This window comes from Methylobacterium sp. HMF5984 (assembly GCF_045033435.1).
In the GTDB taxonomy this organism is placed as follows: Bacteria; Pseudomonadota; Alphaproteobacteria; order Rhizobiales; family Beijerinckiaceae; genus Methylobacterium.
On record NZ_JBJFLN010000001.1, the window covers coordinates 3196058 to 3218078 of the forward strand.

Consider the following 22021-nt stretch of genomic DNA (forward strand, 5'->3'; position numbering starts at 1 on the left):
CGGAGGCTTAGCCCGCCGGAGCCTCCCGCGAAAGTCCGGCCTTGCGGCGCAGGGCGGGCGGCCGGTTCGGCACCAGCACGCAGACGGTGAGGTCGCCGGCCAGCGCGTCGGCCCGCGGCCCGGTCTCGCAGCGCAGGGCCGCCTTGCCGGCGACGCCCTGGCGCGGTGCGTCGGCCAGCAGCGAATCCTGGTGGACCTGCCGTGCCAGCACCTCGGCGGTCTCGGCGTCCGCGCCGGCGAGCGCACGCGCCGCCCGGCCGATCAGCTCGTAGAAGCCGCGCTCCGGCTCGCGGTCGCGGGAGGCGAACACCATCCGCGCCGGCGCCCGGCAATCGAGGCTCATGCGCTCGGCATCGGTCGCGCGGAACACCGCGCGCGTGCCGGCGCGGCCGGCGAGCGAGGCGCCGGTGGCGCGGATCATCGCGGCGGTCAGCCCGTCGCAGGACGCGACGCGCGCGGCGCGCGGCGCGGCGCAGGCCGGCAGCGTCGCCGCCAGGACGAGGAAGCCGGCCGCCCGGAGCAGGCCGCTCATTCCTGCGGCGCCGCACGCACCGCCCGCTCCGATTCGAGCGCGGCGAGCAGGATGCAGAGCGCGATCCCTTCCGCCGCCTCCCGGACCTCGGACAGGCTCGGATAGGACGGCGCCAGCCGCAGCGCCGCGTCGCGGGGGTCGCGGCCGTAGGGGAAGGTCGCGCCGGCCGGCGTCAGGCCGATGCCGGCGCCCTTGGCCAGCTCGACGATGCGCTCGGCGGTGCCGACGCCGGCGTCCACGCTGACGAAGTAGCCGCCCTCGGGCCGGCTCCAGGCCACGTCCGTCCCGGTCAGGTGCCGCGCGAGCGCCTCGGTGACGGCGGAGAACTTCGGGGCGAGGAGCTCGCGCTGGCGCTCCATGTGGGCGGTGAGCCCCGCCGCGTCGCGCAGGAAGCGGACGTGCCGGAGCTGGTTCAGCTTGTCCGGGCCGATCGTGCGCTTGCCCGCCCGCGCGAGGTACCAGCGCACGTTGTCGGGGGAGCCGGCGAAGAAGGCCAGACCCGCGCCGGCGAGCGTGATCTTCGAGGTCGAGGCGAAGATGAAGGCGCGGTTCGGATGCCCGGCCGCCCGGCAGGCTTCCAGGATGTCGGGGATCGCGTGGTGCTCGGGCGTGAGGTGGTGGACGGCGTAGGCGTTGTCCCAGAACAGGCGGAAGTCCGGGGCGCCGGCCTTCATCGCGGCGAGCCGCCGGACGGTCTCCTCCGAATAGATCTCGCCGGACGGGTTCGAGTATTTCGGGACGCACCACATCCCCTTCACCGCCGGGTCGGCGACGAGGGCCTCGACCACCTCCATGTCCGGCCCGTCCGGCGTCATCGGCACCGGCAGCATGCGGATGCCGAATTCCTCGCACAGGGCGAAGTGGCGGTCGTAGCCCGGCACCGGGCAGAGGAAGGCCGGCGCCTCCTCGCGCGACCACGGGCGCTCCGAGCCCGGCACGCCCTTCAGCATCGCCCAGACGATGCAGTCGTGCATCACGGCGAGGCTCGCGTTCTCGGCCACCACCACCTGCTCCGCGGGCACGCCGAGCAGCGCCGGCCCGAACAGCGCGCGCGCCTCCGCCAGGCCCTGCAGGCCGCCGTAGTTGCGGGCATCCTCCCCCGACGCCGTGGTGTGGTCACCGTTGCCGGGCAGCGCCAGCATGCCCGACGCGAGGTCGAGCTGCTCGGGCGAGGGCTTGCCCCGGGTCATGTCGAGCTTGAGCCCGCGGGCGCGGAACGCTTCGTAGGCGCCCTGCGCCTGCGCGTAGCGCGCGGCCAGTTCGGCGGGGGACAGATCTGCGAGTGCGGTCATCGGGAAGGCGCCGGGTTGTTCGGATGTCGGGCGTGTCATAGGCCGATCCGTGTGCGAGCGCACGCGAAAGGCGCGTCGGCGACGCGGTCGAACCCCGACCGGGCTTTCCAGGTGCCGGACGGCTGGGCTAGGTTCGCGGCGAGGGGGTGCTCGCTCCGAGAGCGCCATGATCGACGACGTCTTCACCTATGGCGGACAGGCCCTGGGTTTCGTGGCGATCGGCCTGTGGGCCTGGCTCGCCCTGACCGCACCGTCGCTGCAGGCCTGGATCCTGGCACGCTACGAGGACGAGCTGCGTCTCGGCGCCGCGCCGTCGACGCCCGCGCGCCCGGACCGGATGGGGCTCGTCGCCGGCGGCGTGACGATGGTCGCGATCCTGTGCCAGTCGATCGGGTTCGCGATCCCGGACTGACCGGGCGCCACCCCGCTCAGCGTCTCCCGAACAGCCGCTCGATGTCGTGGCGGCCGAGGGCGACGTAGGTCGGGCGGCCGTGGTTGCACTGGCCGGAATTCGGCGTCGCCTCCATGGCGCGCAAGAGCGCGTTCATCTCCTCCGGGCGCAGGCGCCTTCCGGCGCGGATCGAGCCGTGGCAGCTCATCCGCGACAGCACCGCGTCGAGGCGCCGCCCGAGCGGGCCGTCCTCCAGGGCCCCGGCCCCGCCCTCCTCGACCCCGCTGTCGTCCAGCGCGTCGAGGATGTCGGCGACGAGGTGGCGCACCGAGGCGCCGGCCAAAGCCGCGGGCACCGCGCGCACCAGCACCGCCCCGGGGCCGAAGGCTTCCAGCGTCAGGCCGAGCCGGTCGAGCTCGGGGGCGGCCGCGGCCAGCCGCTCGGCGGCCTCGGGCGCCATCTCGATCACGTCGGGGATCAAGAGGCCCTGGCGCAGGATGCCGCCCGCCGCGCGCTCGCGCTTCATCCGCTCGTAGACGAGGCGCTCGTGCGCCGCGTGCTGGTCGACGATCACCACGCCATCGCGGGTCTGCGCGACGATGTAGGTTTCGTGCAGCTGCGCCCGCGCGGCGCCGAGGGGATGGTCGAGGGCATCCTCGGCGCCATCGAGGCTGCGCAGGTCGGCCGCGGGCGGCGCCAGGTCGGCCATCGGATCCGGAAAGGCGTCGGCCGCGCCGTCCGGCGCCAGCGGTGCCTGCGCCGCCTCGCCGAAGCCGTGCGGCCGATCCGGCGCCGGCCGGTGGAAGCCGGACGGGGCCGCGACGGACGGGGTGCCCGGGCGGAACAGGCCGGTCCGCGCGCTCTGGAACAGGCTCGGGCTCGCCGTCCCGCCATGCTGCGTCAACGGGATGCCGCCCGAGGGACGCAGTGCCTCGAGGGTGCGGGCCGCCACGCCGGTCGAGGCCCGCGCCCCGCCGCGGCGCAGCGCCTCGTGGATCGCGCTGACGACGAGCGCCCGCACCAGCCCCGGATCGCGGAACCGCACCTCGGTCTTGGCCGGGTGGACGTTGACGTCGACGAGGCCGGGCTCGCAGGCGATCGCCAGCCCGAGCACCGGATGACGGTCGGAGCGCAGGGTGTCGGCGTAGGCGCCGCGCACCGCACCGAGCAGCAGGCGGTCGCGCACCGGCCGGCCGTTCACCGTGAAGTGGATGTGGTTGGCCGCGCCGCGGTGGAAGGTCGGCAGCCCGACATGGCCGGTGAGCGAGAAGCCCTCCCGCGCCATCGCCACCGGCAGGGCGTTCGCGGCGAAGTCCGATCCCAGCACCTGCGCGAGCCGGGCGAGGCTCGCGGTCGCGTCGTCCGGCTCGGCTCCGGCGAGGGCCGGCAGCACCAGCGGCGTGCCGTTCTCGCTCGTCAGCGTGAAGCGGATCGCGGGCTGCGCCACCGCGAGCCGGCGCAGGATGTCGGAGACCGCCGCGCTCTCGGCGCGGTCGGATTTCAGGAACTTCAGCCGCGCCGGCGTCGCCGAGAACAGGTCGGTGACCTCGATCCGGGTGCCGCGCGCCGCCGGCGCCGGGCGCACCGCGCCGCGCAGGCCCGCCTCGACGGTGAGCGCCGCGCCCGAATCCGCGTCCGCCGTGCGGGTGGTGATCGACAGCCGCGAGACCGCGCCGATCGAAGGCAGCGCCTCGCCGCGGAAACCCAGCGTGTCGATCCGGGTCAGGTCGCCGCCCGGCAGCTTCGAGGTGGCGTGGCGCTCGACGGCGAGCAGCAGGTCGTCCGGCGACATGCCGGCGCCGTCGTCGACCACCCGGATCAGCCGCCGGCCGCCGGCCTCGATCGTCACCGCGATGCTGCGGGCGCCGGCATCGATCGCGTTCTCGACCAGCTCCTTGACCGCCGAGGCCGGCCGCTCGACCACCTCGCCCGCGGCGATGCGGTCGACGAGGACCGGGTCGAGACGGCGGACGGGCTGCGGGGCGGACATGTCCGGCCGCTTATAGACCCTGCCCGCGCCTCGATCCATCGGCGGCGGCGATCCGCCGGTGGATCCGGTCTCCTCCGATGCTCCGCCGCCCCGTGCCGTTGACGCTGCATTAACCACGCCCGGCTAGCCTTCGTTAACCACGCGGAAGCGGTGCGACGGTCGTCTTCGCACGCGCCCAGCCAGGGGAGTCGGGATCCGGTGCTGGGCTTGGAGGGCGAGGGGCATGCGCGACGGGAGGCGGGCCTTGCCTGCGGCCTCGCGCTGCTGCTCGCGGGCCTGCCGGCCGCCGTCGCGATCGCCCTCCCCGGCCCGGCGCAGGCGCAGGCAACGCGGTTCGAATCCCTGAGCCCCGTCGCCGGCCAGCCCGACAACCCGGGCATCGGACAGGATCCCGGCCAGGACGGATTGCCGGTGCTGCGCCGCAACCGCCTGTCGGAGGGCCCGCCCCGCCTCGGCAACGGCAATTCCGGCGAGGCGGCGGACGGCGAATCCTCCGGCGGCCTCACCTCCGGCGGCGCCAGCCTGTCGGGGCCGACCGGGGCCGAAGCCGGCGCCTCGAATCTCGACACCCGGGTCCGCTCCTCCGGCAGCCGCACCGGCGGCGCCACGTCCGGCACCAACAACCGCGCCCCGATCAGCCTGCTGCGTCAGCGCGCGGCGCCGCCCCGGCGCCTGGGGACGGCGACCAAGCGCTACACCCAGGATGTCACCCAGATCCCCGCGCCGGCCCTGCGGCTCTCGCCGGTGATCCAGAACCCGGTGGTCGGCGTGCCGCTGCCGGCCGAGGCGCCGCGGCCGCAGGCGCCGGGATTGCCGCTGATCAACCCGCTGAGCGGCGTCCTCACGCCGGGGGCGCTGCTGACCAACAGCCTGCGGCGGCCGATCGCCACCGAGGACGCCTACGCGCCGCTTGGGATCAGGCTCGGCAGCTTCACGGTGCTTCCGTCCTTCACCCAGAGCCTCGGCTACGACACCAACCCGGACCAGACCACGCCGTCGCTCGCCAAGGGCTCGGTCGCGCTCCGGAGCGAGGGGGAGCTGAATTTCCGCTCGGACTGGTCGCGGAGCGAGCTCGCCGGCGAGTTGCGCGCCGGCTACCTCGAGACGCCGGAGAACGAGGCTGCGAGCCGCCCGAACGCGGCCGGCACCGTGCGCCTGCGGATCGACGCCAACCGCGACCTGCGGATCGACGCCGAGACCCGCTTCCTCGTCGACACCCAACGCACCGGCAGCCCCAACCTCCAGGCCGTGACCGCGACCAACCGGCCGATCGTCGCGACCTACGGCACCTCGCTCGGCGCGATCGAGACCTTCAACCGGCTCTCGGTGTCCCTGCGCGGCTCGGTCGACCGCTCCGAGTTCGAGGATGCCCGGCTGTCGGACGGGACGGTGATCAGCCAGGCCGACCGCAACCAGAACCAGTACAGCATGCGCCTGCGCACGGCCTACGAGGTGACGCCGGAGATCAGCCCCTTCGTCGAGCTGCTCGCCGACACACGGGTCTACGACCTGCGCCGCGACACCAGCGGCCTGCGCCGCGATTCCGACGGCATCGCCGCCTCGGTCGGCGCGACCGTGAACTTCACCCGCTCGATCAGCGGCGAGATCTCGGGCGGACTTCAGCACCGCACCTACGTCGACCCGAGCCTGCGCGGCCTCGACGCGCCGATCCTCGCAGCCGCCCTGGTCTGGGCGGCGACCCCGCTGACCACCGTGCGCCTGAACGCGCAGGCCGGCGTCACCGAGACGACGGTCCCCGGCTCCAGCGGCATCCTGACCCAGACGGCGACGCTGGAGGTGCAGCACGACCTCCTGCGCAACCTCTCGATCATCGTCGGCGGCGCCTACCTCCGCAACGACTACCAGGGGGTGTCGATCCGCGAGACCGGCTTCTCGGCCACCGCCCGGCTCGATTACCGCTTCAACCGCTGGCTGACGCTGCGCGGCACCTACCTCTACCAGGAGATCACCAGCACGGCGGCGACGGCGAGCTTTTCCGACAACACCTTCCTGCTCGGGCTGCGGGTGAACCCGTAGCCCCGGTGCGCGGGCCCTCCCGGTTCAGCGCACCAGCGCGAGGGAGGCGCCGGACTTGGTGAGCGCGCCGTCGAGGGCGCCGCCGCCCTGCCGCAGGCGGGCGGCCACCGTGCCGCCCTGCTGGTACAGGTAGACCTCGCCGTCGCGGAAATCCCAGGCCGTGACCTTGGCCAGATCTTTGTTCGGGCAGCCGGCGGCGGAGGCCTTGTAAAGGTCGAGGGCCGGCGCGCTCGAGAGCGTCACCTTGCAGCTTCCGCCGGTCGCGTCCTTGGCGTCCCAGGCGCCGACCACCGAGGCGCGCCCGCTCGCCACCACCGGCGGGGCCGGGGGCGGGGCGACCACCGGCTCGGGGATGACGTTGGAGGCCGGCGGGGCGATCGACGCCTGCGCGCCGATCGGTGCCTCGTCCGGCGCGGCGGTGGCGCCGGGCGGCGGCGCGAGCGGCGCCGAGGTCACGGCGCCGGAGGGCATCGCCGGGGCGATGTTGTCGATGGCGGCTTGCTGTGCCGGCCCGCGGACGCGGGGTCCGTCGAAGCGCTGGGACGCGCAGGCGCCGAGCCCTGCCGCCAGCGCGAGGAGGGCGATCGTCGAACGGTACTGACGCGGCATCGGTCTCGGCTTCCCCGGCGCACGTGCGGCGCCCCTTGCGAGCCCTTGCGTCGGGGGCAATTGCGATGCCCGCAAGGCGGCCGGTCGGGGAACGGTCTTCGGAGGGCCCGCGCGCGAGGCTTTTCGGGCCGAGTGTGGCGGGGCGGCCTCAGTCGGCCGCCCCGCCGGATCACACCGTGCGCTCGACCATCATCTTCTTGATCTCGGCGATCGCCTTGGCCGGGTTCAGGCTCTTCGGGCAGGTGTTGGCGCAGTTCATGATCGTGTGGCAGCGATAGAGCTTGAACGGGTCGTGCAGCGCGTCGAGGCGGTCGCCGGTGTTCTCGTCGCGGCTGTCGATCAGCCAGCGATAGGCCTGCAGCAGCGCCGCCGGGCCGAGGAATTTCTCGCCGTTCCACCAGTAGCTCGGGCACGAGGTGGTGCAGCAGGCGCACAGGATGCACTCGTACAGCCCGTCGAGCTTGGCCCGGTCCTCGGGCGTCTGCGGCCACTCCTTCTCGGGCGCCAGGGTGTCGGTCTTGAGCCAGGGCTCGACTGAGGCGTGCTGGGCGTAGAAGTTCGTTAGGTCGGGGACGAGGTCCTTCAGCACCGGCATGTGCGGCAGCGGATAGATCTTCACCGCGGCGGTCTTGCGGCCCTTCGCGTGCTCCTGGCACTCGTCGATGCCCATGGTGCAGGCGAGCGCGTTCTGGCCCTCGATGTTCATGGCGCAGGAGCCGCAGATGCCTTCGCGGCAGGAGCGGCGGAACACCAGCGTCGAGTCGACCTTGTTCTTGATCCACAGCAGCGCGTCGAGCACCATCGGCCCGCAATCGTCGCGGTCGACCTGATAGGTGTCGATCCGCGGGTTCTTCCCGTCGTCCGGGTTCCAGCGGTAGACGCGGAACTCCTTGAGGTTCTTGGCCCCCGTCGTCGCGGGCCAGGACTTGCCCTCGGTGATCTGGGAGTTCTTGGGGAGGGAGAATTCGGCCATGGCTGTCGTTGGCTTCCGCTAGAGTCGATCGAAGCAACGATCGGCAAGACGCATCGGGAACGCGGTCCCGCCGATCGGCTTTCCGAAGCGCGCAGCTTAGTAAACGCGCGCCTTCGGCTCGATGTACTGGATCTCGTTCGACATCGTGTAGGTGTGGACCGGGCGGTAATCGATGCTCACCCGGTGGGCACTCTCGTCGAGCCACGACAGGGTGTGCTTCATCCACTCCTTGTCGTTGCGGTCGGGGAAGTCCTCGCGAGCGTGCGCCCCGCGCGATTCCTCGCGGTTGGCGGCCGATTCCATGGTGACGACCGCCTGGCCGATCAGGTTGTCGAACTCCAGGGTCTCGAGCAGGTCGGTGTTCCAGACGAGCGACCGGTCGGTGATGCGGATGTCGGCGGATGCCGACCACACCTTGTGGATCAGGCCCTTGCCCTCCTCCAGCACCTCGCCGGTGCGGAACACGGCGCAGTTGTTCTGCATCGTCTTCTGCATCTCGAGGCGCAGGTCCGCGGTCGGCGTGGAGCCGTCGGCGTAGCGGAAGCGGTCGAGGCGGGTCAGCGCCTTGTCGGCGGAATCCTTGGCCAGGTCCATCGGCCGGCCGTTCGGCTCGACGATCTCGGCGCAGCGCTGGCCGGCGGCGCGGCCGAACACCACGAGGTCGATCAGCGAGTTCGAGCCGAGGCGGTTGGCGCCGTGCACCGAGACGCAGGCCGCCTCGCCGATCGCCATCAGGCCGGGCACGACGGTGTCGGGGTTGCCGTCGCGCAAGGTCAGCACCTCGCCGTGATAGTTCGTCGGGATGCCGCCCATGTTGTAGTGCACCGTCGGCAGCACCGGGATCGGCTCCTTGGTGACGTCGACGCCGGCGAAGATCTTGGCGGATTCCGAGATGCCCGGCAGGCGCTGGTGGAGGATCGCCGGGTCGAGGTGGTCGAGGTGCAGGAAAATGTGGTCGCCGCCCTTGCCGACGCCGCGGCCGGCCCGGATCTCCATGGTCATCGAGCGCGAGACCACGTCGCGCGAGGCGAGATCCTTGGCCGACGGGGCGTAGCGCTCCATGAAGCGCTCGCCCTCGGAATTCGTCAGGTAGCCGCCCTCGCCGCGGGCGCCCTCGGTGATCAGGCAGCCGGCGCCGTAGATGCCGGTCGGGTGGAACTGCACGAACTCCATGTCCTGCAGCGGCAGGCCGGCGCGCAGCACCATGGCATTGCCGTCGCCGGTGCAGGTGTGGGCCGAGGTCGCCGAGAAGTACGAGCGGCCGTAACCGCCGGTGGCGAGGATCACCATCTGCGCGCGGAAGCGGTGGATCTCGCCGGTGGCCTGGTCCATGGCGATGACGCCGCGGCAGCGGCCCTCGTCGTCCATGATCAGGTCGAGGGCGAAGTACTCGATGAAGAAGTTGGTCTGGTTCCTCACCGCCTGCCCGTACAGGGTGTGGAGCATCGCGTGCCCCGTGCGGTCGGCGGCCGCGCAGGTGCGCTGCGCGGTGCCCTTGCCGTAATCGGTGGTCATGCCGCCGAACGGGCGCTGGTAGATCTTGCCCTCTTCCGTGCGCGAGAACGGCACGCCCCAGTGCTCGAGCTCGTAGACGGCCGCGGGAGCGTTGCGCACGAGATACTCGATCGCATCCTGGTCGCCGAGCCAGTCCGACCCCTTCACGGTGTCGTACATGTGCCAGCGCCAGTCGTCCGGGCCCATGTTGCCGAGCGAGGCCGAGATGCCGCCCTGCGCCGCCACCGTGTGCGAGCGGGTCGGGAACACCTTGGTGATGCAGGCGGTGCGCAGGCCCGCCTGGGAGCAGCCGACGGTGGCGCGCAGGCCCGCGCCGCCCGCGCCGACGACCACCACGTCGAAGGTGTGGTCGGTGATGGGATAGGCGGGTCCCTGCCCGTTCTGTCCGTTGGCGGCCATGGAAGGCTCCTTCAAGATCGCGAGTGGCAGGTCAGACGAGGCGGCCGAGCCCCACGCGCAGGATCGCGTAGAGGCAGGCCACGGCCACGACGACCGCGTAGAAGTTGTTGGCGAACACCGCGGCGATCTTCAGCCCCGGGCTGTGGACGTAATCCTCGATGATCACCTGCATCCCGAGACGCATGTGGATCGCGACCGAGGTCACGGCGAGGATCAGGACGATCGCGACGAAGGGGTGCGACACCAGGGCCACCGCCTCCGCGTAGGAGCGGCCGGCCATCAGCGCGATGATCACCACGAAGGCGAGCATCAAGGGCGCGTTGGCGGCGGCGGTCAGCCGCTGCATCCACCAATGCCCGACGCCGTGGTGGGCGACGCCGAGGCCGCGGACGCGGGCGCGGGGCGTGCGGATCGAGACCTGCGGGTTCTGAAGGATCTTGGCCTTGGCCATGGCGGGAACTCCTCAGCGCGCCAGAAGGGCGACGGCCCAGACGACGATGGTCAGCGTCGTTGAGCCGATCAGGGTGGCGCGGGCCAGCGCCATGCGCTTGTCGCGGTCGAAGCCGTATCCGGCATCCCACACGAAGTGCCGCAGGCCGCCCAGCATGTGGTGCAGCAGGATCCAGGTGTAGGCGAACAGCACGATCCGCCCGATCCAGGACCCGAAGAACCACGCCACCCAGGCGTAGGCCGCCGGGCCGGAGGCGAGCGCCACGAGCCAGATCGCGACGAGCGCGGTGCCGCCGTAGAGCGCCGTGCCGGTGACGCGGTGGAACACCGACATCGCCATCGTCCAGGTCCAGCGATAGATCTGGAGATGCGGCGAGAGCGGCTGGGCGACGGTGGGGCGTGCGGTGGGTGCCATCGTGCGGGAGGCCTCGTGTCGTTCTCGGAACCGGGTCGATCTTGGAATTGGACCGTCTCTAATCTGTAGCGCTAGAGGCCCGAGCGTTTCGCCGCAATGCGGCATGGCAGGACGGAGATGACGATTTCGTCGGGATATCGCCTGCCGCCGGGCACGGCGGGCGCCGTTCTCGCGACACGTATCCTTCTCATGGCAGTCGCCCGATCAGCCGCCACCAGAGGTAGTCGAGCGGCGCGGCGACCAGCAGCGTCGCGACCCCGTAGGCGAAGGTCGCGCGCGTCGCGTCCTTCAGCGACACGCCGCCGAGCTCGCGCGCGAACACGATGGGCGGCGCCTGATACGGGAAGAACAGCGTCGCGTAGCCGAGAACCTGCACCATCACCACGTCGAGCACAGGCCAGCCGCTGGCCTGCGCCATCTCGCCCGCCAGCGCCGTGTAGGGCGCGGGCGCGCCGTTAGCCGTGACCACGAGGGTGAGCGCCGTGGCGACGCCGGTCAGCACCGCGAAGTTCTGCACGGTCGCGCCCGGGCTCAGGGGCGCGACCGCCAGCAGCGCGTGGCCGAGCCGCTCGCCCAAGCCGGTCTCGTTGACGACCGCCACGAGGCCGAGCAGCGCGGCGATGTAGAAGCAGGTGCGCAGCGAGACCTGCGCGAAGGCGTCCGCCGGCAGCACGCCGATCCGCGGCATCAGGCAGATCACCGCGGCCGAGAGCCCGACCCAGGCCGGGGCGATGCCGTGCAGCCCGTCGGTCATCCATAGCGCCAGCGTGCCGACGAGGATCGCGGCCAGCCGGCGCTCGGCGGGCGAGGCCGGGGGCAGGGCCGGCAGCGCCGCGGCACCGGATTCGAGCCGGTCGGGGAACAGCGTCACGAGGAGTGCCACGAGCAGCACGCCCTTCACCAGCGCCAGGACCGGCGCGTGCAGCCAGAGATAGGGCAGGTAGGTGAGGTGCAGGCCCTGGAGCCGCTCGGCCGCGCCGGCCATCACCAGGTTCGGCACGTTGGCGGGCAGGATCGCCGCCGACAGGATCGGGGTCGCGAGCCCGACCGCCATCACCGCGCCGATCCGGCCCTTCCGCCCGGGCGCCAGCCCGAACGCGTCGCAAAGCGACAGGGTCACCGGAATCATCAGCGCGATGCGCCCGAGGTTCGACGGCATCACGAAGGCGAGCAGGAAGCTGAACCCCACGAGCCCGGCGACGAGGCGCGGATAGGAGCCCGAGAGCCGGCCGCTCAGCCCCTGCGCCAGGCGTGCGCCGAGGCCGGTCCGCGTCATCGCGAGGCCGACCACCATCCCCGACATCACCAGCCAGAAGGCCGAGGCCGCGAAGCCGGAGAACACCGTCGCCGCCGTGCCGAGCTTGAGCAGCATGGCGAGGGCGAAGAACAGCAGCGCGGTGACGATCTCGGGCAGCAGCGCCGTCGCCCAGAGGCCCATGCAGAGCACGAGCAGCGCGCCGGTCGCCCAGATCGTCGTCCCGCCACCCACACCGCCCTGCCCCTACCCTGTTCGATCCGCCCGATGGTTAGGGGCCCGATTGGAACGGTTCGCAATACGGATTTCCTTGATGGTGCCTTCGCGATCGGCGAAGGCTGAGCGTTGGGAGCGCGCGTTTCGCAGTCGCTCGTGCATCGCGGTGGCGCCGGCAGCGGCTTCGCGGCCCGCGTAAGGAAGCCGGGCGATGATGCGCTTCGACCTGTCCGACCTCACCCTCTTCCGCCACGTGGTCGAGGCCGGCTCGATCACCCACGGGGCGGCGCGCGCGAACCTCGCGCTCGCCGCCGCCTCGACGCGGATCCGGGCAATGGAGACCTCGCTCGGCGCCGCCCTGCTCACCCGCACCCGTCTCGGCGTCACGCCGACCCCGGCCGGGCGGGCCTTGCTGGCGCATGCCCGCGGGCTGATCGCCGCGATCGAACGGATGCAGGGCGAGCTCTCGGCCTTCTCCGGCGGCACGGTCGGGCAGATCCGGGTCCTGGCCAACACCAACGCGCTCACCGAATTCCTGCCGGATGCGCTGGCCGCCTACCTAGCGAAGAACCCCGGGGTCAGCGTCGAGATCGACGAGCACACCTCGGACGAGATCGTCGGCCTCGTCGCGGACGGGCAGGCCGACCTCGGCATCCTGTCGGGCACGGTCGACACCGGCGACCTCAAGACCTTCCCGTTCCGGCAGGACCGCTTCGTGCTGGTGGCGGCGCGCGGGCACGCCCTGGCCGGGCGCGGGGCGGTCGCCTTCGCCGAGGTGCTGGCGCACGACCTCGTCGGCCTAGACCGGGCGAGCGCGCTCACCCGGTTTCTCGCCGACAAGGCGGCGCGCGTCGGACGCCCGATGCGCCTGCGCGTGCAGCTGCGCGGGTTCGACGCCGTCTGCCGCCTCGTCGATGCCCGCGTCGGCGTCGGCATCGTGCCCGAGAGCATGGCCCGGCGGGTCGCCCGCGGCCTCGACATCGCCGTCGTGCCGCTGGTCGAGCCGTGGGCGACGCGCGCCCTGACCCTGTGCCTGCGCAGCTACGAAGGCTTGCCGACCTTCGCGCAGGAATTCGTGACGCACTTGCGCGACGGTCGCGACGCCTGAACAGACCGCACCATGTCGTCGTCGATGAAGGCGCGACGCGATCTCTACCTTCGGTAGAACATTGCCACGATGTTTCTCGCTGGTCACGAAGGGTTGATCGCGAAGAACTACGCAAGGATCTTCTTTTCGGGATGGTTGCGACTTCTGTACCGTGCGGGCGTGTCGAAGGCGCCCCTGCCGGAGGGATGTGCTCGCCATGCCTGCTCAGACGGACTGCTTCGATGTCGTGGTGATCGGCGCCGGCCTGGCCGGAACCTGCCTGGCCGGCCGCCTCGCCCGCGACGGCCGCAGCGTCGCGCTGATCGACACCCACGCCGTCCACCCGCACGATTTCCGCGCCGAGAAGTACGGCTCCGCGCAGATGTCGCTGTTCGAGTCCCTCGGGTTCGGCGCCGCCGCTCGCGGGTGCACCACAAGGACCGACACCGTCCGGGTCGTGCGCTTCGGCAGCCTCGCGCATTGGGAGCGCAACACCGAGTACGGCGCCGCCTATCCCGACCTGATCAACGCCCTGCGGGCCGACCTGCCCGCCGGGCTGCTCACCGTCGGCCGGGTCGCCGACCTCGATCTCGGCCCGGAGCGGCAGGTCGTCACCCTCGGCGACGGGCGCCGGTTCGCCGGCCGCCTCGTGGTGCTGGCGACGGGGCTCGGCGACGTGCTGCGCCGCAAGGCCGGGATCGTCCGGCGCGTGATCGGCGAACGCCACTCGCTGGCCGTCGGCTTCGACATGGCGGCGCCGCGCGACGCCTTCCCGTTTCAGGCGATGACCTACTTCTCCGAACGGTTCGGCGGGCGCGACGCCTACCTGACGCTGTTCCCGCTCGGCGAGACCATGCGGGCGAACCTGTTCGGCTACCAGCAGTCGAACGCCCCCTGGGCGAAGGCGTTTCGCGCCGAGCCGGAGGCGGCCCTGCGCGCGCTGATGCCGGGGCTCGCGGCCCATTGCCCGGACCTCGCCGTCGCCGGCTCGGTCGAGGTGCGCCCGATCGACCTGATGCGGGCCGAGGGCCACGTCCGCGACGGGGTGGTCCTCGTCGGCGACGCGTTCCAGACCGCGTGCCCGATTCCCGGGACCGGGATCGGCAAGGTGCTGACCGACGTGCGGCAACTGGCCGACGCCCACCTGCCGGGCTGGCTCGCGACGCCCGGCATGGGTGCCGACAAGGTCGCCGCGTTCTATGCCGACCCGGTCAAGGTCGCCTGCGACGCGGCGAGCCTGCGATCCAGCCTCTACGCCCGCGCGCTCGCCACCGAGACCGCCCTGCCCTGGGCGGTCCGCCGGGTGCGCAACCGCGTCGCGCGCCACGCGATCCGCTACGCGACGGGCGCCTCGCAGGGAGCGGTGCGCGCCGCCTCGGCGGTCGCGGCCCACCTGGCGCTCTGACCGCGCCGGGCGGTTGCCCCGTGCGGCCATCGGCGTAGCCTCGGCCGCGCGACGGGACGGAAAGGACGGCCATGGCGATTGCGACGGTGGACGCGCTCGGAAGCCGCCGAGGGGCGATGGTGCTGCTCGAGGTGCTGCGCTCGGAGGGGGTTCGCTACATCTTCGGCAATCCCGGCACCACCGAGCTGCCGCTGATCGACGCGCTCACCGAGACCCCCGACATCGCCTACGTGCTGGCGCTGCAGGAGGCGAGTGCGGTGGCGATGGCCGACGGCTACGCGCATGCCGCGCGCCGGCCCGCCTTCCTCAACCTCCACACCGCCGGCGGCCTCGGCCACGGCTTCGGCAACCTGATCAACGCCCACGTCTCGGGCACGCCGCTGGTGGTGACGGCGGGCCAGCAGGATTCGCGTCACGCGATCACCGATCCGCTGCTGTTCGGCGACCTCGTCAGCCTCGCCACGCCCGCCGTGAAGTGGGCGCGCGAGGTCACCAACGCCGACCAGCTGCCGATCCTGCTGCGGCGCGCCTTCCACGACTGCTCGGCCGCGCCCTCGGGCCCGGTCTTCCTGTCGCTGCCGATGGACGTGATGGAGGCGATGACCGCCGCGCCCGCCGGCGGCGTCTCGACGATCGACCGCTGCGCCGTGGCGGGCTCGCTCGAGCGGCTCGCCGACCACCTCGCCGCGGTGGCGCCCGGGCGCCTAGCCGTCATCGCCGGCGACGAGATCGACGCCAGCGACGCCTCCGGCCAGGCCGTGGCGCTCGCCGACCTCCTCGGCGCGCCGGTCTACGGCTCGTCCTGGCCGGCCCACATCCCCTTCCCCACCGCGCATCCGCTCTGGGCCGGGAACCTGCCGACCAAGGCCACGGAGATCGCCGGCATCCTCGGCGCCTACGACGCGGTGTTCGCGCTCGGCGGCAAGTCGCTGATCACGGTGCTCTACACGGAAGGCTCGGCGGTGCCGGCCGGCACGCAGGTGTTCCAGCTCTCGGCGGACGTGCGCGACCTCGGGCGCACCTACGAAACCACCCTCTCGATGGTCGGCGACGTGCGCGCCTCCCTCGACGCGCTGCTGCCGCTCCTGAGGCCGCGCCTCGCGGAGCGGGCCGACGCCTATGCCGAGCTGCGGGTCGCGGCCGCGCGGATCTACGCGGCCCGTCGCGGAAAGCTGACCGAGGCGGCCGATGCCGCCTTCGCCGACCCGGTGATCGCGCCGCTGGTCGCCGCCCGCGAGATCGCCCGCGCCGTCGGCGCCGACACCGCCATCGTCGATGAGGCGCCGGCGACGATGGCGCATCTGCGCACCTTCCTGCACAGCGACAAGACGCACCAGTACGCCTCGATGCGCGGCGGCGTCCTGGGCTGGGGAATGCCGGCCTCGGTCGGCACCTCGCTCGGCCTCGACCGCGCGCCGGTGGTCTGCGTCGTCGGCGACGGCGCGGCGATGTACTCGCCCCAGGCGCTGTGGACCGCCGCCCACGAAGCGCTGCCGGTGACCTTCGTGGTGATCAACAACGCCGAGTACAACATCCTGAAGAACTACATGAAGTCGCAATCCCACTACGCGTCGGTGCGCGCCAACCGCTTCATCGCCATGGACCTCGTCGATCCGCGCATCGACTTCGTCGCGCTGGCCGCCTCGATGGGCGTGCCGGCGCGGCGCGTGACCCGGGCGGCCGACATCGCGGCGGCGATCGAGCACGGGATCCGGTCGGGCGCGCCGAACCTGGTCGAGGTGGTGGTGCGGGCGACCTGACGGGCGGCGTGCCTCACGGCAGCAGCAGGATCGATCCCGTCGTTTCGCGTGCCTCCGCCGCGCGGTGCGCCGCGACCGCCTCCGCGAGCGGGAACCGCGCGCCGATGCGCGCGACGATCGCCCCCGAGGCGATGGCGGCGAAGACCTCGGCCGCGTTGGCCCGCAGGTCCGCGGGGTCGGCATTGTGCGGAAACACCGACGGGCGGGTGAGGAAGAGGCAGCCCTTCTTGTTCAGCAGCTCCGGCTCGATCGCCGGCGCCGGCCCGGAGGCGGCGCCGTAGAGCACCACGAGGCCGAAGGGCGCGGCGAGGTCGAGCGAATGCAGGAAGGTGTCGCGGCCGACCGAATCGTAGACGACCCGCGCCTTGCGGCCGCCGGTGGCGGCGAGCAGTGCCTCGGGCCAGCCCCCTCGCGAATAGTCGATCGCCACGTCGCAGCCGGCCTCGCGCGCCACCGCGCACTTCTCCCCCGATCCCGCGGTGCCAACCACGGTGGCGCCGAGCGCCTTGGCCCAGCGGCACAGGATCTGCCCGACGCCGCCGGCCGCGGCATGGACCAGCACCACCTCGCCCGGCTGGACCGCGTGGGTGCGCCGGAGCAGGTACTGCGCGGTCATCCCCTTGAACAGCAGGGCGGCGGCGTCCTCGTCCGAGACCGCGTCGGGGATCGCCACCAGCTTGTCCGCCGGCACGACGCGCCGGTCGGCGTAGCTGCCGAGCCCCGCGTTCATATAGGCGACCCGGTCGCCGACCCGGAACCCCGCGACGCCCTCGCCCAGCGCCTCGATCCGCCCGGTGGCCTCGTGGCCGAGCCCGGTCGGCAGCGGCAGCGGGTAGACCCCCTTGCGCTGGTAGACGTCGATGAAGTTGAAGCCGATCGCGGTCTGGCGCAGGAGCACCGCGCCCGGTCCGGGCGGGGGCAGGTCGACGGCTTCGAGGCGCATCGCCTCGGGGGCGCCGAACGCGCGGAGGATGACGGCGTTCGCGTCTGTCATGGCGGTTCTCCGAGGCCGGGCGACGGTCTCGACCACCTAGCCCTGCGCCCGGCATCTGCCTAGAAGGCCGGGACCGGAATCGGAAAGGGGTCGCGATGGCCGTCACCGACGTCGCCGCGGATTCGCTCGCCGCCCTCGACACCCCCTGCCTGCTCCTCGACGAGGCGCGCCTGACCGCCAACGTCGCGCGGATGCGGGCGCGGCTCGCCGGCCTCGGCGTCGCCTTCCGGCCCCATCTCAAGACGGCGAAGTCCCTCGACGTGGCGCGCCGCGCGATGACCGGCCCGCGCGGGCCGGCCATGGTCTCGACGCTGCGCGAGGCCGCCTACTTCGCCGAGGGCGGCGTGACCGACCTCACCTACGGCGTCGGCATCGCGCCGCAGAAGCTCGATCGGGTCGGCGGCATCCGCCGGCAATACGGGGCCGACCTCGCGATCATCCTCGACAGCGTGGCGCAGGCCGAGGCCGTCGCGGCGTGGGTGGCGGCCAACCGCGATCCCGTCTGCGCGCCCCTGCCCGTCCTGATCGAGGTCGACGCCGACGGGCACCGCTCGGGGGTCGCGCCGGACGACGCCGGGACGCTGACGGCGATCGGCCGCGTCCTCGTCGCCGGGGGCGCGGTGCTGCGCGGGGTGCTGCTGCATGCCGGCGACAGCTACGGCCTGAGCGAGCCTGAGCGGATCGCGGCGGCGGCGGAGGCCGAGCGCGCGGCCGGCGTCGCGGCGGCCGGGCACCTGCGGGCCGCCGGCCTCCCCTGCCCCGTGGTCAGCATCGGCTCGACCCCGACCGCGCGGTTCGCCGAGGCGCTCGACGGCGTGACCGAAGTGCGGGCCGGCGTCTTCATGTTCGGCGACCTGTTCCAGGCCGGCATCGGCACCTGCGCAACCGGGGACATCGTCCTGTCGGTGCTGGCGACGGTGATCGGGCACCAGCGCGCGAAGGGCTGGATCATCGTCGACGCCGGATGGATGGCGCTGTCGCGCGACCGCGGCACCGCGCGCCAAGCCGTCGACCAGGGCTACGGGATCGTCTGCGATCCGGCGGGGACGCCCTACCCCGACCTGATCGTGCGCGACGCCAACCAGGAGCACGGCATCGTCGCCCTCCGCCCCGGATCCGCAGCCGCGCTGCCGGACCTTGCCTTGGGCGCGCGCCTGCGCATCCTGCCCAACCATGCCTGCGCCACCGCCGCGCAGCACGGAAGCTACCACGTGCTCGACGCCGCCGGGCGCGTCTCCGCCACGTGGCCCCGCATCGCCGGCTGGTGATCCTCCCCATGACAGATCCGATCGAGCGCATCGCGACGAAGGCCGTGCCGGAGCCCGCCGGGCACTATGCCCAGGCGACGGCATGGCGCGACCTCGTCTTCGTCTCGGGCCAGCTCGGGCCCCGCCCCGACGGCAGCCATACCTTCGACCGCCCGTTCGAGGAGCAGGCCCGGCAGGCGCTGGCCAACGTGCTCGCCATCCTCGGCGCGGCCGGATGCGGCCCGGAGCGCGTGCTCAAGGTCACCGCCTACCTGGTCGGCGTCGAGAACTGGCCGGCCTTCGATCGGATCTACGCGGAGATGTTCGGCGCGGCCCGCCCCGCCCGCGCCGTGGTGCCGGTGCCGGGTCTGCACCACGGCTACCTCGTCGAGATCGAGGCCGTCGCCGCGCGCCCGGACCCGGCCTGAGCCGACCCATCGCGGCCGTTTACCGATCGCCGGGGGCATCCCCCAAACGGGTGATGTGCGGGTCATCGGAATCGCGGTGTTCTCTCGTGTCCGAGCCTGACGAGGGAGCCCGACATGCGAAACCGCCAGGATTTTCCGATCTGGACGCGAAGCCGGGCGCAGCGTCACGCCGCGCGCGGCTGCAGCCGGCTCGTGGTCGGCCTGATCCTCCGGTTGGGCCGCCGGCGGCCGTCGCCCCCGGTCGCGGACGAGCGTCCCTCGAACGTCCTGCCGTTCAAGATCCCCGCGACCGCGCAACCTTTCCGGCCCCCGCCGGCGCCGGTGGGCGACCTGCGGCACGGGTGAGGCCGCAGGTCTCTCAGAACCGCTCGACCCAGGGGCGCAGCTCCAGCTCCTGGGTCCAGGCGCTGCGATCCTGGCGCAGCACGTCGCGGTAGCTGCGGGCGATGGCCTCCGGGTCGAGGTGGCTGTCGGGGGCATCCGGCGCCTCGGGCGCGCGGGCCGGGTTCCGGATCGCGCCGTCGATGACGAAGTGGGCCACGTGGATGCCCTGGGGCTGCAGCTCGCGCGACAGGCTCTGGGCCAGGCCGCGCAGGGCGAACTTGCCCATGGCGAAGGCCGACGAGCCGGCGAACCCCTTCACGCTCGCCGAGGCCCCGGTGAGCAGGATCGCGCCGTGCCGGGCCGGCAGCATGCGCCGGGCGGCCGCCTGCGCCACCAGGAACCCGCCGAAGGCCGAGACGGCGAGCGCCTGGGCGACGGCCGCCGGGTCGAGCTCCGCGATCGCGCCGCGCACGCGCCCGCTGGCGTTGTAGACCACCACGTCCGGCGGGCCGCCGAGCGCCGGCTCGATCGCGGCAAACAGCGCCTCGACGTCGTCCGGCCGGCTCGCGTCGCAGGCGTGGACCGCCGCGCCGGTCTCGCGGGCGAGCGCGTCGAGCTTGCCGACGTCGCGGGCCGCCAGCCCAACCCGCAGGCCGTCGGCGGCGAGTTGCCGGGCGAGCGCCGCGCTGAGGCCCGAGCCGGCCCCGACGATCAGGGCGCGATGATAGGTCGGTCTCATGGAGGCGGCTTCCGGGTTGTCCGACGGGGCAACGTCGGGCGGGCGGGGCCGGTTCGCGCGCAGGGGCGACGGGTCAGTCCCGCCGCTCGCGGAAGAAGGCGCGCAGCAATGCCGCCGCCTCGTCCTCGCGGAAGCCGCCATACACATCCGGCGCGTGGTGGCAGGTCGGATGATTGAACACGCGGGCGCCGTTCTCGACCCCGCCGCCCTTGGGGTCGGCGGCGCCGTAATAGAGCCGCCGGATCCGCGCGAAGCCGATCGCGCCCGCGCACATCGGGCACGGCTCCAGGGTGACGTAGAGGTCGCAGCCCGGCAGCCGGTCGTCGCCGAGGGCGGCGCAGGCGGCGCGGATCGCCAGGATCTCCGCATGCGCCGTCGGATCGTTCAGCGCCCGCGGCCGGTTGTGCGCCACCGCCAGCACGACGCCGCCGCGCACGATGACGGCACCGACCGGCACCTCGCCGGCCTCCGCCGCGCGGCGCGCCGCGGAGAAGGCGAGATCGAACGGCGACGTCTTCGCGGGAGGGATCGAGTCGGGCACGAGGACGTTCCTAGCCGCCGGCACCGCCGCCGCAAAGCGCGCCGCACCGGCCGACACATCGACCCCAATCCGATCAATGTTAATCGGCGGAACATTCAGCTGGGGCCGGCCGTTTCTCATCCAACGCGGCACGGCCGCATTCAGGATGAGGAGCCGGCGATGAGCAGCACCACCGACAAGATCAAGGGCGCCGCCAACGAGGCGGTCGGCAAGGCCAAGCAGGGCATCGGCAACGCGACGGACAACGCGAACCTGAAGGCCGACGGCGCCGCGCAGGAAGCCAAGGGCAAGGCCGAAGGCGTCAAGGGCGACGTGAAGTCGGCCGTCGGCAAGTAAGCCTCGCAGCAACGCATCCCCCGGTGCGGATGCGGGTTTCGTTCCGCATCGGGGTTCGGTCGGCCGGTCGGTGCGTCCCCCGGCCTTGCATCAACGCATTCGTTTCCAGGAGGTCTGCATGATCGGTTGGGCCATCACCTTTCTCGTGGTCGCGTTGGTCGCGGCGCTCCTCGGCTTCGGCGGCATCGCCGGGACGGCGATGGAGGCGGCCAAGATCGTCTTCTTCGTGGCCATCGCCCTGTTCCTGGTCTCCGCCGTGTTCGGCGTGATGCGCGGACGCGCGCCGCGGCTCTGACCGGCCGGACTAGTTCTGCGTTGTGAGAAGGGCGGCCCGGATCGGGCCGCCCTTCTCGCGTGCCGGGGTGCATTGGAACGCGTGCGGGCGTAGCCTCAGGTGCCCTCACCTCACCCTGTCCGGTCCATGAATCCCCAAACCTGGGCGCTCTTCCTCTGCGCCGTCTTCCTGCTTTCCGGCACCCCCGGCCCGAACATGCTGCACGTGATGACGCGCAGCCTTCGCTTCGGCCTCGGAGCCAGCCTGTTCGCCATGGCCGGGTGCCTGTCGGCCGTGGTGCTGGTGCTCTGCGCCTCGGCGACGGGGCTGGGCGCCGTGCTCGCCGCCTCGCCCAACCTGTTCGCAGGGCTGCGCTATGCCGGCGTCGCATACCTGGTCCTCCTCGGGATTCAGGCGTGGCGCGGGGCCGGCGGGGTGCCGCAGGTCGGAACGGGACCGATCGCCCCCTCCGCCGGCGGCCTGTTCCGGGGCGGGTTCCTGATCGGGGCGAGCAACCCGAAGCTCCTGCTGTTCGCGGCGGCGTTCCTGCCGCAATTCATCGATCCCGCCGCGGATCAGGGGTTGCAGCTGACGATCCTGGTCGCGACCTTCGCCGCCGCCGAGGCGTTCTGGTATGCCGTCTACGCCCTCGGCGGCCGGCAGCTCGCGCGCCATCTCGCCAGGCCTGCGCTGCGGCGCCTGTTCGACCGGGCCACCGGTGCGATCTTCGTCGGCTTCGGGCTCGGCCTGCTGGCCGGACGCCCCTGAGCGACGATCCGTCTCGCGCGGCGGGGCCCGCTCTGTTATGGGCT

23 protein-coding genes are annotated in these 22021 nt (G+C 72.8%); 11 read left to right on the forward strand and 12 right to left on the reverse strand.

The annotated features are described in order from the left end of the window. Positions 1 to 7: 7 nt before the first annotated feature. On the reverse strand, positions 8 to 532 hold the full coding sequence (locus tag ACFZ8E_RS15490; protein ID WP_243933823.1) for a hypothetical protein: 525 nt from the start codon (positions 530 to 532) through the stop codon (positions 8 to 10). Further along, the gene (locus tag ACFZ8E_RS15495; RefSeq protein WP_147728974.1) at positions 529 to 1824 is read right to left on the reverse strand and encodes an aminotransferase class I/II-fold pyridoxal phosphate-dependent enzyme; all 1296 of its coding nucleotides are present in this window, start codon (positions 1822 to 1824) and stop codon (positions 529 to 531) included. The genes ACFZ8E_RS15490 and ACFZ8E_RS15495 overlap by 4 nt, the downstream gene beginning before the upstream one ends. A gap of 166 nt (positions 1825 to 1990) precedes the next feature. On the opposite strand from ACFZ8E_RS15495, the gene ACFZ8E_RS15500 reads away from it, so the two are divergent. After that, the gene (locus ACFZ8E_RS15500; RefSeq protein WP_405043193.1) at positions 1991 to 2236 is read left to right on the forward strand and encodes a hypothetical protein; all 246 of its coding nucleotides are present in this window, start codon (positions 1991 to 1993) and stop codon (positions 2234 to 2236) included. 16 nt (positions 2237 to 2252) lie between these two features. On the opposite strand, the gene mutL is transcribed toward ACFZ8E_RS15500, so the two are convergent. After that, a complete protein-coding gene (gene mutL, locus ACFZ8E_RS15505) occupies positions 2253 to 4205 on the reverse strand; it encodes a DNA mismatch repair endonuclease MutL (protein WP_405043194.1) in 1953 nt (650 codons plus the stop codon). A 198-nt stretch (positions 4206 to 4403) separates the two neighbouring features. Here mutL and ACFZ8E_RS15510 point away from each other — a divergent pair, with 198 nt between their 5' ends. Continuing rightward, positions 4404 to 6242, forward strand: coding sequence for an outer membrane beta-barrel protein (locus ACFZ8E_RS15510; RefSeq protein ID WP_405043196.1), 1839 nt, complete (start codon positions 4404 to 4406; stop codon positions 6240 to 6242). Positions 6243 to 6266: 24 nt separating this feature from the next. Here ACFZ8E_RS15510 and ACFZ8E_RS15515 read toward each other — a convergent pair whose 3' ends face one another. The 6 genes from ACFZ8E_RS15515 to ACFZ8E_RS15540 all read right to left on the reverse strand — a co-directional run bounded on the left by ACFZ8E_RS15515 (position 6267) and on the right by ACFZ8E_RS15540 (position 12092). Further along, on the reverse strand, positions 6267 to 6851 hold the full coding sequence (locus tag ACFZ8E_RS15515) for an AprI/Inh family metalloprotease inhibitor (protein WP_243933827.1): 585 nt from the start codon (positions 6849 to 6851) through the stop codon (positions 6267 to 6269). Positions 6852 to 7020: 169 nt separating this feature from the next. Next, positions 7021 to 7824: a succinate dehydrogenase iron-sulfur subunit gene (locus ACFZ8E_RS15520; protein WP_147727562.1), complete on the reverse strand. Its 804-nt coding sequence runs from the start codon at positions 7822 to 7824 to the stop codon at positions 7021 to 7023. Between the two features lie 96 nt (positions 7825 to 7920). Further along, entirely contained in the window at positions 7921 to 9738 is a 1818-nt protein-coding gene (gene sdhA / locus ACFZ8E_RS15525) for a succinate dehydrogenase flavoprotein subunit (RefSeq protein WP_243946545.1), read from the reverse strand. 31 nt (positions 9739 to 9769) lie between these two features. Then, the gene (gene sdhD, locus ACFZ8E_RS15530) at positions 9770 to 10189 is read right to left on the reverse strand and encodes a succinate dehydrogenase, hydrophobic membrane anchor protein (protein WP_147727560.1); all 420 of its coding nucleotides are present in this window, start codon (positions 10187 to 10189) and stop codon (positions 9770 to 9772) included. Between the two features lie 12 nt (positions 10190 to 10201). Next, positions 10202 to 10603, reverse strand: coding sequence for a succinate dehydrogenase, cytochrome b556 subunit (gene sdhC / locus ACFZ8E_RS15535; RefSeq protein WP_147843280.1), 402 nt, complete (start codon positions 10601 to 10603; stop codon positions 10202 to 10204). 187 nt (positions 10604 to 10790) lie between these two features. Beyond that, positions 10791 to 12092 carry an SLC13 family permease gene (locus tag ACFZ8E_RS15540; protein WP_405043197.1) on the reverse strand — a complete coding sequence of 434 codons (1302 nt, stop codon included), beginning with the start codon at positions 12090 to 12092 and terminating at the stop codon, positions 10791 to 10793. A gap of 193 nt (positions 12093 to 12285) precedes the next feature. On the opposite strand from ACFZ8E_RS15540, the gene ACFZ8E_RS15545 reads away from it, so the two are divergent. The 3 genes from ACFZ8E_RS15545 to ACFZ8E_RS15555 all read left to right on the forward strand — a co-directional run bounded on the left by ACFZ8E_RS15545 (position 12286) and on the right by ACFZ8E_RS15555 (position 16326). Beyond that, entirely contained in the window at positions 12286 to 13182 is an 897-nt protein-coding gene (locus ACFZ8E_RS15545; protein ID WP_243946547.1) for a LysR substrate-binding domain-containing protein, read from the forward strand. 196 nt (positions 13183 to 13378) lie between these two features. Continuing rightward, positions 13379 to 14566: an FAD-dependent oxidoreductase gene (locus ACFZ8E_RS15550; RefSeq protein ID WP_405043198.1), complete on the forward strand. Its 1188-nt coding sequence runs from the start codon at positions 13379 to 13381 to the stop codon at positions 14564 to 14566. Between the two features lie 71 nt (positions 14567 to 14637). After that, positions 14638 to 16326, forward strand: coding sequence for a thiamine pyrophosphate-binding protein (locus ACFZ8E_RS15555; RefSeq protein WP_243946549.1), 1689 nt, complete (start codon positions 14638 to 14640; stop codon positions 16324 to 16326). A gap of 13 nt (positions 16327 to 16339) precedes the next feature. Here ACFZ8E_RS15555 and ACFZ8E_RS15560 read toward each other — a convergent pair whose 3' ends face one another. After that, a complete protein-coding gene (locus ACFZ8E_RS15560; RefSeq protein WP_405043199.1) occupies positions 16340 to 17320 on the reverse strand; it encodes a quinone oxidoreductase family protein in 981 nt (326 codons plus the stop codon). Between the two features lie 95 nt (positions 17321 to 17415). On the opposite strand from ACFZ8E_RS15560, the gene ACFZ8E_RS15565 reads away from it, so the two are divergent. The 3 genes from ACFZ8E_RS15565 to ACFZ8E_RS15575 all read left to right on the forward strand — a co-directional run bounded on the left by ACFZ8E_RS15565 (position 17416) and on the right by ACFZ8E_RS15575 (position 19340). Further along, positions 17416 to 18588: an alanine racemase gene (locus ACFZ8E_RS15565; RefSeq protein ID WP_405043201.1), complete on the forward strand. Its 1173-nt coding sequence runs from the start codon at positions 17416 to 17418 to the stop codon at positions 18586 to 18588. Between the two features lie 8 nt (positions 18589 to 18596). Continuing rightward, a complete protein-coding gene (locus ACFZ8E_RS15570) occupies positions 18597 to 18995 on the forward strand; it encodes a RidA family protein (protein WP_147729782.1) in 399 nt (132 codons plus the stop codon). 114 nt (positions 18996 to 19109) lie between these two features. Further along, positions 19110 to 19340 (forward strand): hypothetical protein, encoded by a 231-nt coding sequence (locus ACFZ8E_RS15575; RefSeq protein WP_243946555.1) that lies wholly within the window; start codon positions 19110 to 19112, stop codon positions 19338 to 19340. A gap of 13 nt (positions 19341 to 19353) precedes the next feature. On the opposite strand, the gene ACFZ8E_RS15580 is transcribed toward ACFZ8E_RS15575, so the two are convergent. Continuing rightward, positions 19354 to 20058, reverse strand: coding sequence for an SDR family NAD(P)-dependent oxidoreductase (locus ACFZ8E_RS15580; protein ID WP_147859137.1), 705 nt, complete (start codon positions 20056 to 20058; stop codon positions 19354 to 19356). A gap of 73 nt (positions 20059 to 20131) precedes the next feature. Beyond that, positions 20132 to 20599, reverse strand: a complete 468-nt coding sequence (locus tag ACFZ8E_RS15585; protein ID WP_243946556.1) for a nucleoside deaminase — start codon at positions 20597 to 20599, stop codon at positions 20132 to 20134. A 159-nt stretch (positions 20600 to 20758) separates the two neighbouring features. On the opposite strand from ACFZ8E_RS15585, the gene ACFZ8E_RS15590 reads away from it, so the two are divergent. The 3 genes from ACFZ8E_RS15590 to ACFZ8E_RS15600 all read left to right on the forward strand — a co-directional run bounded on the left by ACFZ8E_RS15590 (position 20759) and on the right by ACFZ8E_RS15600 (position 21977). Beyond that, on the forward strand, positions 20759 to 20935 hold the full coding sequence (locus tag ACFZ8E_RS15590; protein WP_147729527.1) for a CsbD family protein: 177 nt from the start codon (positions 20759 to 20761) through the stop codon (positions 20933 to 20935). 118 nt (positions 20936 to 21053) lie between these two features. Then, complete coding sequence (locus ACFZ8E_RS15595) at positions 21054 to 21230, forward strand: DUF1328 domain-containing protein (protein ID WP_147729528.1); 177 nt, start codon at positions 21054 to 21056, stop codon at positions 21228 to 21230. Positions 21231 to 21356: 126 nt separating this feature from the next. Next, a complete protein-coding gene (locus ACFZ8E_RS15600) occupies positions 21357 to 21977 on the forward strand; it encodes a LysE family translocator (protein ID WP_147844614.1) in 621 nt (206 codons plus the stop codon). Positions 21978 to 22021: the final 44 nt, after the last annotated feature.

What these genes read in the sequence shown, in the direction of transcription:
- ACFZ8E_RS15500 (WP_405043193.1), top strand. Translation starts at nt 1,991, where the DNA reads ATGATCGACGACGTCTTCACCTATGGCGGACAGGCCCTGGGTTTCGTG.
- ACFZ8E_RS15575 (WP_243946555.1), top strand. Translation starts at nt 19,110, where the DNA reads ATGCGAAACCGCCAGGATTTTCCGATCTGGACGCGAAGCCGGGCGCAG.
- sdhD (WP_147727560.1), bottom strand. Translation starts at nt 10,189, where the DNA reads ATGGCCAAGGCCAAGATCCTTCAGAACCCGCAGGTCTCGATCCGCACG.
- mutL (WP_405043194.1), bottom strand. Translation starts at nt 4,205, where the DNA reads ATGTCCGCCCCGCAGCCCGTCCGCCGTCTCGACCCGGTCCTCGTCGAC.
- ACFZ8E_RS15560 (WP_405043199.1), bottom strand. Translation starts at nt 17,320, where the DNA reads ATGACAGACGCGAACGCCGTCATCCTCCGCGCGTTCGGCGCCCCCGAG.
- ACFZ8E_RS15545 (WP_243946547.1), top strand. Translation starts at nt 12,286, where the DNA reads ATGATGCGCTTCGACCTGTCCGACCTCACCCTCTTCCGCCACGTGGTC.
- sdhA (WP_243946545.1), bottom strand. Translation starts at nt 9,738, where the DNA reads ATGGCCGCCAACGGACAGAACGGGCAGGGACCCGCCTATCCCATCACC.
- sdhC (WP_147843280.1), bottom strand. Translation starts at nt 10,603, where the DNA reads ATGGCACCCACCGCACGCCCCACCGTCGCCCAGCCGCTCTCGCCGCAT.
- ACFZ8E_RS15490 (WP_243933823.1), bottom strand. Translation starts at nt 532, where the DNA reads ATGAGCGGCCTGCTCCGGGCGGCCGGCTTCCTCGTCCTGGCGGCGACG.
- ACFZ8E_RS15555 (WP_243946549.1), top strand. Translation starts at nt 14,638, where the DNA reads ATGGCGATTGCGACGGTGGACGCGCTCGGAAGCCGCCGAGGGGCGATG.
- ACFZ8E_RS15570 (WP_147729782.1), top strand. Translation starts at nt 18,597, where the DNA reads ATGACAGATCCGATCGAGCGCATCGCGACGAAGGCCGTGCCGGAGCCC.
- ACFZ8E_RS15600 (WP_147844614.1), top strand. Translation starts at nt 21,357, where the DNA reads ATGAATCCCCAAACCTGGGCGCTCTTCCTCTGCGCCGTCTTCCTGCTT.
- ACFZ8E_RS15595 (WP_147729528.1), top strand. Translation starts at nt 21,054, where the DNA reads ATGATCGGTTGGGCCATCACCTTTCTCGTGGTCGCGTTGGTCGCGGCG.
- ACFZ8E_RS15515 (WP_243933827.1), bottom strand. Translation starts at nt 6,851, where the DNA reads ATGCCGCGTCAGTACCGTTCGACGATCGCCCTCCTCGCGCTGGCGGCA.
- ACFZ8E_RS15550 (WP_405043198.1), top strand. Translation starts at nt 13,379, where the DNA reads ATGCCTGCTCAGACGGACTGCTTCGATGTCGTGGTGATCGGCGCCGGC.
- ACFZ8E_RS15590 (WP_147729527.1), top strand. Translation starts at nt 20,759, where the DNA reads ATGAGCAGCACCACCGACAAGATCAAGGGCGCCGCCAACGAGGCGGTC.
- ACFZ8E_RS15520 (WP_147727562.1), bottom strand. Translation starts at nt 7,824, where the DNA reads ATGGCCGAATTCTCCCTCCCCAAGAACTCCCAGATCACCGAGGGCAAG.
- ACFZ8E_RS15495 (WP_147728974.1), bottom strand. Translation starts at nt 1,824, where the DNA reads ATGACCGCACTCGCAGATCTGTCCCCCGCCGAACTGGCCGCGCGCTAC.
- ACFZ8E_RS15565 (WP_405043201.1), top strand. Translation starts at nt 17,416, where the DNA reads ATGGCCGTCACCGACGTCGCCGCGGATTCGCTCGCCGCCCTCGACACC.
- ACFZ8E_RS15580 (WP_147859137.1), bottom strand. Translation starts at nt 20,058, where the DNA reads ATGAGACCGACCTATCATCGCGCCCTGATCGTCGGGGCCGGCTCGGGC.